Origin of the sequence: Agromyces sp. LHK192 (assembly GCF_004006235.1) — a bacterium.
Lineage (GTDB): Bacteria > Actinomycetota > Actinomycetes > Actinomycetales > Microbacteriaceae > Agromyces.
In genome coordinates this window covers 1766232-1778156 of record NZ_CP034753.1, presented here as the reverse complement: position 1 = coordinate 1778156, position 11925 = coordinate 1766232, and the positions used below count along the sequence as shown (strand labels likewise).

The window sequence follows — 11925 nt, the reverse complement described above, 5'->3', positions numbered from 1 at the left end:
CGGCTCGGCCGCGTCGGGCTCGGGCGACGACACGACGTCGCTCACGCGCTCTGCACGTCGTCGAAGAGCAGGCTCGACTGCTGGCGCTCGAGCGCTGCGGCGACGAGTCCGCGGAACAGCGGGTGCGCGTCGTTCGGGCGGCTGCGCAGCTCGGGGTGCGCCTGGGTGCCGATGTAGAACGGGTGCGCCTCGCGCGGCAGTTCGACGAACTCGACGAGGTTGCGGTCGGGTGAGAGGCCCGAGAACACCATGCCGGCCTCGGCGATCCGGTCGCGGTAGCCGTTGTTCACCTCGTACCGGTGGCGGTGGCGCTCGGAGATCTCCGACGAACCGTAGAGCTCGGCCGCGAGCGACCCCTCCGCGAGCTTCGCCGGGTACAGGCCGAGGCGCATCGTGCCGCCGAGGTCGCCGCCCGCGATGATCTCGACCTGCTCCTCCATCGTCGCGATGACCGGGAACTGCGTGTCGGGGTCGAACTCGCTCGACGAGGCGCCGGGAAGTCCGACGACGTTGCGCGTGTACTCGATGACCATGCACTGCAGGCCCAGGCACAGTCCGAGCACGGGCAGTCCGTTCTCACGCGCGAACCGCAACGCGCCCAGCTTGCCCTCGATGCCGCGCACGCCGAAGCCGCCGGGTACGCAGATGCCGTCGAGGTCCGAGAGGTGCTTGGCGGCGCCCTCGGGGGTGCGGCACTCGTCCGAGGGGATCCACTCGATGCGGACCTTCGCCTCGTTCGCGAAGCCGCCGGCGCGCAGCGCCTCGGTCACCGAGAGGTAGGCGTCCGGCAGGTCGATGTACTTGCCGACGAGCCCGATCGTCACCTCGTGCTTGGGCTCGTGCACGACCTGCAGCAGGCTGCTCCACCCCGACCAGTCGACGTCGTCGGCCTTCGCGTCGAGGCCGAGCGAGTCGATGATGTAGGCGTCGAGGCCCTGGTCGTGGAGCATCGTCGGGATGTCGTAGATCGAGGGGACGTCGACGGCGTTGACCACCGCGGCCTCGTCGACGTCGCACATCAGCGCGATCTTGCGCTTGTTCGACTCCGTCACCGGGCGGTCGCTGCGCAGGACGAGGGCGTCGGGCTGGATGCCGATCGAGCGGAGGGCTGCGACCGAGTGCTGCGTCGGCTTGGTCTTCTGCTCCCCCGAGGCACCCATGAACGGCACCAGCGACACGTGCACGAAGAACACGTTCTTGCGGCCGAGTTCGTGGCGCACCTGGCGGGCCGACTCGATGAACGGCTGCGACTCGATGTCGCCCACGGTGCCGCCGATCTCGGTGATGATCACGTCGGGCTTGGGCGACTCGGAGGCCTGCAGCCGCATGCGCCGCTTGATCTCGTCGGTGATGTGCGGGATCACCTGGACCGTGTCGCCGAGGTACTCGCCCCGGCGTTCCTTCGCGATCACCGTCGAGTAGATCTGGCCGGTCGTCACGTTGGCGGCCTGCGACAGGTTGATGTCGAGGAAGCGCTCGTAGTGGCCGATGTCGAGGTCGGTCTCGGCGCCGTCGTCGGTGACGAACACCTCGCCGTGCTGGAACGGGTTCATCGTGCCGGGGTCGACATTGAGGTACGGGTCGAGCTTCTGCATGACGACCCGCAGCCCGCGGGCGGTCAGCAGGTTGCCGAGGCTCGCAGCCGTGAGGCCCTTGCCCAGCGAGGACACGACACCGCCGGTGACGAAGATGTGCTTGGTCACCTCGTTCGCGGTGTCTCCACCTGAGATGTCCGTGTTCGGATCCGAATTCTGAAGGCCTGCGCCGAGTTCATCCACCACGGGCTTATAGCCTAACTCACGTTCCTGCGAGTCCGCCCCGTCTCCATCCACGCGTGTCCCCCATCCGCCGGCCGCCCGGCTTCCTTCACGCGGCCCGGTCGGCCGCGATCTCCAGCAACTCCCGTGCATGCGCGAGCCCGCTCGCCGAATCACTGAGACCCGACAGCAGCCGCGCCATCTCGGCCTCTCGGTCGGCCCCGTCGAGCTGCCGCACGCTCGACGCGGTCACCTGCCCGTCGGTGCCCTTGACGACGCTGAGGTGGTTCGTCGCGAACGCGGCGACCTGCGCGAGGTGCGTCACGACGATCACCTGCGAGCGTTCGGCGAGGCGAGCGAGCCGCCGCCCGATCTCGATCGCCGCAGCGCCGCCGACCCCGGCGTCGACCTCGTCGAAGACGAACGTCGGCACCGGATCGGTACCGGCGATGACGACCTCGATGGCCAGCATGACCCGCGAGAGTTCACCGCCGGAGGCGCCCTTGGACACCGAACGCGGCTCGGCGCCGGGATGCGGGCGCAACAGGATCGACACGGCGTCACGACCGTGCACGGATGCCTCGGCGAGCGGCTCGACGACGACGGACAGCTTCGCGTCGGGCATGGCGAGGGCCTCGAGCTCGGCGGTCACCGCGACGGCCAGTGCGGCGGCCGCCTCGGTGCGGAGCCCCGTGATCGCGGTCGCGAGGCGGTCCACGTCGGCCTCGAGCGACACGACGGACTCGGCGAGTGCACCGATGCGCTCGTCGTCGCCGTCGAGTTCGACCAGGCGGAGTCCGCCCGCGCTCCGGAACGCGAGCACGTCGTCGAGCGACGCACCGTGGCGCCGGATCAGTCCGGTGATGAGCGCCCGCCGCTCCTGAACGACCTCGAGTTCCCGTGCCCCGTCCGCGTCGAGCCCGGCGAGGTACCCGGAGAGCTCCGCGGCCGCGTCGGCGAGCTGGAATCCCGCGTTCGCGAGCGCGTCGACGATCGGAGCGAGCGTGGCGTCGTGCGGCGAGACTCGTTCGACGTGCCGGCGGGCGCTCTCGACGAGCGTGACCGCGTCGGGCGCGTCGTCGATGAGGGCCTCCGACGAGATGAGTTCATGCGCTTGAGCCGCAGCGACCCGCAGGTCCTCGAGGTTCGTGAGGCGATCGGCGCGCTCCTGCAACTTCAGATCCTCACCGGGCTGCGGATCGACCTGCTCGAGCTCGTCGAGGGCCTGTCGCAGCTCGTCGGCCTCTCGCACCCGCGAGTCGTGCTCCTCGCGGAGCCGTTCGAGCTCTCGCGCGTCACGACGCCAGGCGTCATAGGCCGCGCGGTACTCGTCGAGCACGGATTGCAGCGCGGTGCCGGCGAATCGGTCGAGCGCCTCGCGCTGCGCCGCAGACGATCGGAGTCGCTGCTGGTCGGCCTGCCCGTGCACGACGACGAGTTCGTCGCCGAGCTCCGCGAGGACGCCGACCGGCGCGCTGCGTCCCCCGACGACGGCACGGCTACGGCCCTCGGCCGAGACCGACCGACCGAGCAGGAGCTCTCCGGCCTCGATCTCGCCACCCGTCTCGGCGACCCGTTCGGCGATCCTTCCGGCACCCGGTGCGGCCTCGACGAGCCACCGGCCCTCGACCCAGGCCTGCTTCGCACCAGACCGGACCGCGCCGGCGTCGGCGCGCGCGCCGAGCAGCAGCCCGAGCGCGGTCACGACCATCGTCTTCCCCGCTCCGGTCTCACCCGTGACGGCGGTGAATCCCGGGCCGAGCGGCAGCACGGCTTCGTCGATGACCCCGAGGTCTCGGATGCCGATCTCCTCGATCACGTTCGACCTCTCATTCGCGTCCCACCGGCCCTCGCCACCCCGACACGGGGAGATCGAACTTGTTCACGAGGCGATCGGTGAACGGTGCCTCGTGCAGCCGCGCCAAGCGCACCGGCACGTCGGATCGCCGCACGATCACGCGGGACCCCGGCGGCAGGTCGAACATGCGCCGGCCGTCGCACCACAGCACCGCGGCGGCCTCGGTACGCTGCAGCACCTCGACGGCGAGCGAGGACTCGGGCCCGACGACGAGCGGGCGGGCGAACAACGCGTGCGCGCTCAGCGGCACGAGCAGCAGCGCCTCGACGCTCGGCCAGACGACGGGGCCGCCCGCCGAGAAGGAGTACGCCGTCGATCCGGTCGGCGTCGACATGACGACGCCGTCGCAGCCGAACGACGACAGGGGACGACGGTCGACCTCGATGATCACCTCGAGCATGCGCTCGCGCTCGGCCTTCTCGACCGTCGCCTCGTTCAGCGCCCAACTCTCGGACACGACCTCCGAGCCCGCCTTCACGCGCACCGAGAGCGTCATGCGCTCCTCGACGACGTAGTCGCGTGCGAGCGCGCGCGTCACGGTGTAATCGAGGTCGTCCCGCTCGCTCTCGGCGAGGAATCCGATATGACCGAGGTTCACGCCGAGCAGGGGCACGCTGACCTCGCGGACGAGTTCGGCCGCCCGCAGGATCGTGCCGTCGCCGCCGAGCACGATGACGAGTTCGATCGCCGAGGGGTCGATCTCCTCGAAGCGACGCACCCGACCGTTGAGGTCGGGCACGAAATGGTGGACGTCGTCCCAGTGCTCGGCCGCGATCACCGGGACGGCGCCGGCGTCGAGCAGTTGCGTGCACACCTGTCGGGTCGCCTCGAGCGCCGTACTGCGGCCGGTGTGCGCGACGACGAGGAAGTGCCGGGCATCGGCATCGGTCATGCGTGTCCGCCTCTCGTCAACTGCTCGACTCGACCCGTCCATTCTGACGGATCCGAGGCCGCCGAAATCGCGAGGTGCACGAGGTACTCGTGATTCCCGTGTCCACCGGCGATCGGGGAGGACAGGACGCCGCCGACCCCGAGGCCGAGGTCGAACGCCGCCCACAGCACGCCCATCACGGCGTCGTCGCGGAGCGCCGGATCGCGCACGACCCCCTCTCGGATCCCGCTGCGGCCGACCTCGAACTGCGGCTTCACGAGCAGGACGAACTCGGCCTCCGGTGCCGCCGTGGCGACGAGCGCAGGCAGCACGGTGGTCAGCGAGATGAACGAGAGGTCTGCGGTCACCAGGTCGGGTCGTTCGTCGACTCCGGTCTGCCGGGCGAGCTCGGCGGGATCGAGGTGACGCACATTGCAGCCCTCCACGAGCACGAGCCCGGGCGAGTCGTGCAATGACGGTGCCAGCTGGCCGTGACCGACGTCGACGGCGAGGACCATACGCGCGCCGCGTTCGAGGAGCACCTGGGTGAATCCGCCCGTGGACGCGCCCGCGTCGAGCACGACCCGACCCGCCGGATCGACGCCGAACCCGTCGAGCGCGGCGATGAGCTTGTGCGCGGCCCGGCTGACGTAGTGGTCCACGCCGGCGACGTCGATCAGCGCGTCGTCGTCGACCCGATGGGAGGGCTTGACGACCGGGCGCCCGTCGACCGTGACGACGCCCGAGGCGATCAGCGTCGCGGCGTGCGTTCGGGACCGCGCCAGACCGCGAGACGCGAGCGCCGCATCGAGCCGTTGACCGGCCACTTCAGGCGTCGTCGAGCGCGGGATCGGAACGCTCGAGGTCGTCGCGGAGACGATCCGCCGCCGCCTGGAACAGCGGCGCGCGTTCGGCGAGCTGGCGGGATTCGATGCCGGATGCCTCGTCGCCGGGCGTGCCGCTCGTCGCCTCGGTCACGTCGGATGCCTCGTCCATACCGTCCACGCTACCCGCACCTGCCGACTCCCCACGGCGCGCGCCGCCGCCGGTAGCCGCGATAATCAGCTGTACAACCGCTCCGGCACATGCAGGGCGTGGATCGACCGACCCGACTCCCAGATCGCGTGGCAGGCGGCGCGGAGCAGGTCGAGTTCGTCATCGCCTTCGGTCACGATGACGACTCGGGCCTCGTCGACACGCACCTTCGCCCGGCCCACGCGCACGACGCCGCGGGCACGTTCGATCACCGGGTACGGCTCGTGCAGTCCGCGCAGGTCGCCGAGGATGAAGTCCGGGCGCTCCGCCTCCGCTGCCGCGAGCAACTGCTTCGCGCGGTCGATCCCGGTGAGCACGACGGCGGACGCCATGCCCGCGCGATTCGCGCCGAGGATGTCGGTGTCGAGTCGGTCGCCGACCACGAGTGGTCGCTCCGCGGTGAATCGCCGCCGCGCCTCGTCGAAGATGGGCTTCTCGGGCTTGCCCGCGACGACCGGGAACCTGCCGACGGCGGTGTGCACGGCCGCCACGAGGGTGCCGTTGCCGGGCGCGATGCCGCGCGCGACCGGTATCGTCCAGTCGGTGTTCGTCGCGATCCACGGAATTCCCGCCTCGTTGGCGAACCCGTCGGCGTTCAGCGCGAAGGATGCCTCGGCCAGCTGGGTCCAGCCGACGTCCGGGGCGAATCCCTGCACGACCGCGGCCGGGCCGTCGTCGGCGGATCGGCTGACGCGGTACCCCCGCCGCTCGAGCTCGGTCACGATGCCCTCGCCGCCGACGACGAGCACGAGCGCACCCTCGGGAACACGCTCGGCGAGCAGGTGCATCGCCGCCTGCGGTGATGTGACGACATCGGATGCCTCGACCCGCAGGCCGAGTTCGGCGAGATGCCGCGCGACCGAGGCGTCGCTGCGCGACGCGTTGTTGGTGATGTAGCCGACCGCGCGATCACGGCGTGCGGCGTTCAGGCTCTCGACCGCGTGCGGGATCGCATCCGCGCCCCGATACACCACGCCGTCGAGATCCGCGAGGAGCGCATCGACCCCATCGAGCGGGGCGACGGCGTCAGTCCTGGTTCGGAACAGGCCCACCGGCCACGTCCTCAGGTGCGTCGGCGGGAGCAGGCCGAACCTCGGCGTCGGGATCGGTCTCGGCGAGGATCGCGGCCACCTCGGGCTCGATCGCGTCGGCAGGGTCGCTCTCGGCATCGGATGCCTCGCCGGCCCCCGAGCCCGCACGCGCGTCGGATGCGGATGCCTCGTCAGCGGCGACCGCATCGACCGGCCCGGTACCGGCGTCCTCCGCGGCGACCGCTTCCTTCGCCGCGTCCCGGCGAACCTTCGGCTCAGCACCGGCGGACATGTCGAGGTCGAACACCTCGAAGTACTCTGCGTCTGGGGGGCCGGCGAGAGCGGCCGACGCGCGCTCCGCGCGATCACGCCAGACCTCGGCGTCGGCGTCGCGCCCGAGTTCGTCGAGCACCTCCGCGTACGCCGAGAACAGGGCGGGGCTGTAGCTGAAGGCGCGATCGGGATCGAGCTGCGGGATCTCGAGCTCACCCAGCGCGAGGTCGGTCTGGCCCAGATCGAGGCGCGCGCCCGACATCGCGATCGCGAGCCCCACCTGGACGGCAGCCGGCAACGATGCCCGATCCACGGAACGGCCCAGTTCGAGCGCACGGTCGGGCCTGCCGACGCCGCGCTCGCTGTCCACCATCAGGGGAAGCTGGTCGTTGCTCCCGGAGATGCGCCGATAGGTGCGCAGTTCGCGGAGTGCGAGGGCGAAGTCGCCGGTCTCGTATGCGGTGATCGCAAGCGTCTCGCGCACGACGCCCACGCGACCGGCTCGACGCGAGGCGGACAGCGCATGCGCGTGCGCGAGCTCCGGGTCGTCCTCCAGGTACACCGCGGCCGCCGCGAGGTGACGCGCGACCCAGTCGGCGTTCTCCTTCGACAGCGTCTTCAACTCGGCGCGTGCGCTCCGGTCGAGATCACTCGGCTCGATGTCGTCGGGCACGATCGGATCGTCGTGCCGCGGCCGCTCGGCCTTGATCGGGGCTCCGACCTGCTCGCGCGGCGCACGCGAGGCACCCGCACCCGGATGCCCGGCCGAGCGACCGCGGTCGTCTCGGCGCCCGTCGCGCCTGGGCGCGTCATCGCGCTTCTCCCACGGCTTCCCGCCGTCGCGCCGCGGCGCACCATCGCGCTTCTCCCACGGCTTCCCGCCGTCGCGCTTCGGCGCACCATCGCGCTTCGGCGCACCATCGCGCTTCTCCCACGGCTTACCGCCGTCGCGCCTGGGCGCACCATCGCGCTTCTCCCACGGCTTACCGCCGTCGCGCCTGGGCGCGCCATCGCGCTTCGGCGCACCATCGCGCTTCTCCCACGGCTTGCCGCCGTCGCGCCTGGGCGCGCCATCGCGCTTCGGCGCACCATCGCGCTTCTCCCACGGCTTGCCGCCGTCGCGCTTCGGCGCACCGTCGCGCTTCTCCCACGGCTTACCGCCGTCGCGCTTCGGCGCACCATCGCGCTTCTCCCACGGCTTCCCGCCGCGGCGATCATCGCCTCCTCGAGGACGGTCGGAGCGCTTCGTCCGGTCCTCGTCGTTCGGGCCCTGGCGCGAATCGGTCACGTTGCTCGTCCTGTCCGTGTGGAGTATGTGTGGTGGAGTTCGACGACTCCACGCTACTGCGGGCGCGTGGGAATGGCCCGTTAACGAAAAATGGGCCACCCGTCTTCGGGTGGCCCATTCCTCAATGAATGTCCGGCGGTGTCCTACTCTCCCACAGGGTCGCCCCTGCAGTACCATCGGCGCTGCGAGTCTTAGCTTCCGGGTTCGGAATGTGTCCGGGCGTTTCCCTCGCGCTATGGCCGCCGAAACTCTAGAACCCAGTTCACCCCCCGGTGTTGTGGGGTGTTGGGTGGTTTCGGGTGCCTTCCCTGGTGGCGTGGTGCCGACCGTGGTTGGGCGTGTCTGTATTGAAATGTGTTGGGTTCCGTCTGCTGGGAACCACAGAGTGGACGCGAGCAATTCTTTGAGGCCACACACACGGCCTTTACATGAATGAACACTTCGTGTGTGTGTAGTGATTGTCAAGTTATCGGCTTATTAGTACCGGTCAGCTGCACAAGTCTTTCGTCCTTGCTTCCACATCCGGCCTATCAACCCAGTCGTCTACTGGGAGCCTCTCCCCGAAGGGATGGAAATCTCATCTCGAGGCCGGCTTCCCGCTTAGATGCTTTCAGCGGTTATCCATCCCGAACGTAGCTAACCAGCGGTGCTCCTGGCGGAACAACTGGCACACCAGAGGTTCGTCCAACCCGGTCCTCTCGTACTAGGGTCAGATCCTCTCAAATTTCCTACGCGCGCAGCGGATAGGGACCGAACTGTCTCACGACGTTCTAAACCCAGCTCGCGTACCGCTTTAATGGGCGAACAGCCCAACCCTTGGGACCTACTCCAGCCCCAGGATGCGACGAGCCGACATCGAGGTGCCAAACCATGCCGTCGATATGGACTCTTGGGCAAGATCAGCCTGTTATCCCCGAGGTACCTTTTATCCGTTGAGCGACAGCGCTTCCACAAGCCACTGCCGGATCACTAGTCCCGACTTTCGTCCCTGCTCGACCTGTCAGTCTCACAGTCAAGCTCCCTTGTGCACTTACACTCGCCACCTGATTGCCAACCAGGTTGAGGGAACCTTTGGGCGCCTCCGTTACTTTTTGGGAGGCAACCGCCCCAGTTAAACTACCCACCAGGCACTGTCCCTGAACCGGATCACGGTTCGAAGTTAGACATCCAGAGTGACCAGAGTGGTATTTCAACAATGACTCCACGAACACTGGCGTGCCCGCTTCAAAGTCTCCCACCTATCCTACACAAGCCACACCGAACACCAATACCAAGCTGTAGTAAAGGTCACGGGGTCTTTCCGTCCTGCTGCGCGTAACGAGCATCTTTACTCGTAATGCAATTTCGCCGAGTTCGCGGTTGAGACAGCTGGGAAGTCGTTACGCCATTCGTGCAGGTCGGAACTTACCCGACAAGGAATTTCGCTACCTTAGGATGGTTATAGTTACCACCGCCGTTTACTGGGGCTTAACTTCTCAGCTTCGCTCCGAAGAGCTAACCGTTCCGCTTAACCTTCCAGCACCGGGCAGGCGTCAGTCCGTATACATCGTCTTGCGACTTGGCACGGACCTGTGTTTTTAGTAAACAGTCGCTTCCCACTGGTCTCTGCGGCCATCCACGCTGCCGGCAGCAAGTGCCTTCACGCTTCAGGCCCCCTTCTCCCGAAGTTACGGGGGCATTTTGCCGAGTTCCTTAACCACGATTCTCTCGATCTCCTTGGTATTCTCTACCTGACCACCTGAGTCGGTTTGGGGTACGGGCGGCTGGAACCTCGCGTCGATGCTTTTCTCGGCAGCATAGGATCACCCACTTTTCATCCGCATCGCGTCTCAGCCATCACGAGTCGCGGATTTGCCTACGACTCGGCCTACACGCTTGCCCCGGGTCAACCATCGCCCGGGCTGGGCTACCTTCCTGCGTCACACCTGTTAATACGCTCACTCCACCAGATGGGGTCGCATGCCGCCACACGATCGTCCCCGAAGGGATCCACGTGTCTTGGGATGCTTAGCACTCCTGATTTCATGTGGGCGGTTCTTCGCCGGTACGGGAATATCAACCCGTTGTCCATCGACTACGCCTGTCGGCCTCGCCTTAGGTCCCGACTTACCCAGGGCAGATTAGCTTGACCCTGGAACCCTTGGTCTTCCGGAGGACGGGTTTCTCACCCGTCTTTCGCTACTCATGCCTGCATTCTCACTCGTGTGCCATCCACGGCTGGTTTCCACCGCCGCTTCACCCGGCACACGACGCTCTCCTACCCATCCACACGACTGGACCACGAAGGCCTATCGATTGTATGAATGCCACGACTTCGGTGGCGTGCTTGAGCCCCGTTACATTGTCGGCGCGGAATCACTTGACCAGTGAGCTATTACGCACTCTTTCAAGGGTGGCTGCTTCTAAGCCAACCTCCTGGTTGTCTGTGCAACTCCACATCCTTTCCCACTTAGCACGCGCTTAGGGACCTTAGTCGGTGGTCTGGGTTGTTTCCCTCTCGACGATGAAGCTTATCCCCCACCGTCTCACTGCTGCGCTCTCACTTACCGGCATTCGGAGTTTGGCTGACGTCAGTAACCTGTTGGGGCCCATCGGCCATCCAGTAGCTCTACCTCCGGCAAGAAACACGCAACGCTGCACCTAAATGCATTTCGGAGAGAACCAGCTATCACGAAGTTTGATTGGCCTTTCACCCCTATCCACAGCTCATCCCCTCCATTTTCAACTGAAGTGGGTTCGGTCCTCCACGACGTCTTACCGTCGCTTCAACCTGGCCATGGATAGATCACTTCGCTTCGGGTCTAGGACCTGCGACTGAATCGCCCTATTCAGACTCGCTTTCGCTACGGCTACCCCACACGGGTTAACCTCGCCACAGATCGCTAACTCGCAGGCTCATTCTTCAAAAGGCACGCTGTCACAGCAACAAGGCTGCTCCAACGGTTTGTAAGCAAACGGTTTCAGGTACTATTTCACTCCCCTCCCGGGGTACTTTTCACCTTTCCCTCACGGTACTTGTCCGCTATCGGTCATCTGGGAGTATTTAGGCTTACCAGGTGGTCCTGGCAGATTCACACGGGATTTCTCGGGCCCCGTGCTACTTGGGATACCTCTCCGGGCCGCACACGATTTCGACTACGGGACTCACACCCACTCCGGTCCGGCTTTCAATCCGGTTCGTCTATCGCATACGCGTCACCGTGACTGCACGGCAGTACAGTCCGAAAGGTCCCACAACCCCGACCATGCAACCCCTGCCGGGTATCACACATGACCGGTTTGGCCTCTTCCGCGTTCGCTCGCCACTACTTACGGAATCACGGTTGTTTTCTCTTCCTGTGGGTACTGAGATGTTTCACTTCCCCACGTTCCCTCTACCCGCCCTATATATTCAGGCGGGAGTCACCAGGTCACCCAAAGGGCCTGGCGGGGTTTCCCCATTCGGAAATCCTCGGATCACAGCTCGTTTATCAGCTCCCGAGGCTTATCGCAGATTACGACGTCCTTCTTCGGCTCCAGATGCCAAGGCATCCACCGTTTGCTCTTAGAAACTTGAAATCACATGAGTTGAATCGATCGCGCACCCCCGAAGGAGTGCGAGATTGACCAATGATTCGTCGAACACGAACCTACGAAAGGTTCGCGCCTACGAAATCTTTGTGATCGACACCCACCACACCAGGAAAACCCGGCAACAGCAGGCATCAATCTAAGATGCTCGCGTCCACTATGTAGTTCTCAACAGACGGCCAGAACCCCCAACCCGCCAACGAAAAACCGCCGACATCGTGAAGGCCTGCAAAGGCCCAAAC

Annotated in this window: 7 protein-coding genes and 2 rRNA genes; all 9 read right to left on the bottom strand. The window is 66.4% G+C overall.

Annotation, left to right across the window (positions count from 1 at the left end; translation table 11 throughout):
* Positions 1 to 41: 41 nt before the first annotated feature.
* The 9 genes from ELQ40_RS07905 to ELQ40_RS07870 all read right to left on the bottom strand — a co-directional run bounded on the left by ELQ40_RS07905 (position 42) and on the right by ELQ40_RS07870 (position 11671).
* On the bottom strand, positions 42 to 1703 hold the full coding sequence (locus tag ELQ40_RS07905) for a CTP synthase (RefSeq protein WP_164863503.1): 1662 nt from the start codon (positions 1701 to 1703) through the stop codon (positions 42 to 44).
* 163 nt (positions 1704 to 1866) lie between these two features.
* Positions 1867 to 3576, bottom strand: coding sequence for a DNA repair protein RecN (gene recN, locus ELQ40_RS07900; protein ID WP_127793199.1), 1710 nt, complete (start codon positions 3574 to 3576; stop codon positions 1867 to 1869).
* A 10-nt stretch (positions 3577 to 3586) separates the two neighbouring features.
* Positions 3587 to 4507, bottom strand: coding sequence for an NAD kinase (locus ELQ40_RS07895; RefSeq protein ID WP_127793198.1), 921 nt, complete (start codon positions 4505 to 4507; stop codon positions 3587 to 3589).
* Positions 4504 to 5313: a TlyA family RNA methyltransferase gene (locus tag ELQ40_RS07890; RefSeq protein WP_127793197.1), complete on the bottom strand. Its 810-nt coding sequence runs from the start codon at positions 5311 to 5313 to the stop codon at positions 4504 to 4506. Before ELQ40_RS07890 ends, ELQ40_RS07895 begins: the two co-directional genes overlap by 4 nt.
* Position 5314: 1 nt before the next feature.
* The gene (locus tag ELQ40_RS18770) at positions 5315 to 5482 is read right to left on the bottom strand and encodes a hypothetical protein (protein WP_164863502.1); all 168 of its coding nucleotides are present in this window, start codon (positions 5480 to 5482) and stop codon (positions 5315 to 5317) included.
* A gap of 65 nt (positions 5483 to 5547) precedes the next feature.
* Positions 5548 to 6573 carry an HAD-IIA family hydrolase gene (locus tag ELQ40_RS07885; protein WP_240665997.1) on the bottom strand — a complete coding sequence of 342 codons (1026 nt, stop codon included), beginning with the start codon at positions 6571 to 6573 and terminating at the stop codon, positions 5548 to 5550.
* A complete protein-coding gene (locus ELQ40_RS19095; protein WP_240665996.1) occupies positions 6548 to 8113 on the bottom strand; it encodes a primosomal protein in 1566 nt (521 codons plus the stop codon). Before ELQ40_RS19095 ends, ELQ40_RS07885 begins: the two co-directional genes overlap by 26 nt.
* A 130-nt stretch (positions 8114 to 8243) precedes the next feature.
* Positions 8244 to 8360 (bottom strand): 5S ribosomal RNA (gene rrf, locus ELQ40_RS07875).
* A 210-nt stretch (positions 8361 to 8570) separates the two neighbouring features.
* Positions 8571 to 11671 (bottom strand): 23S ribosomal RNA (locus tag ELQ40_RS07870).
* Positions 11672 to 11925: the final 254 nt, after the last annotated feature.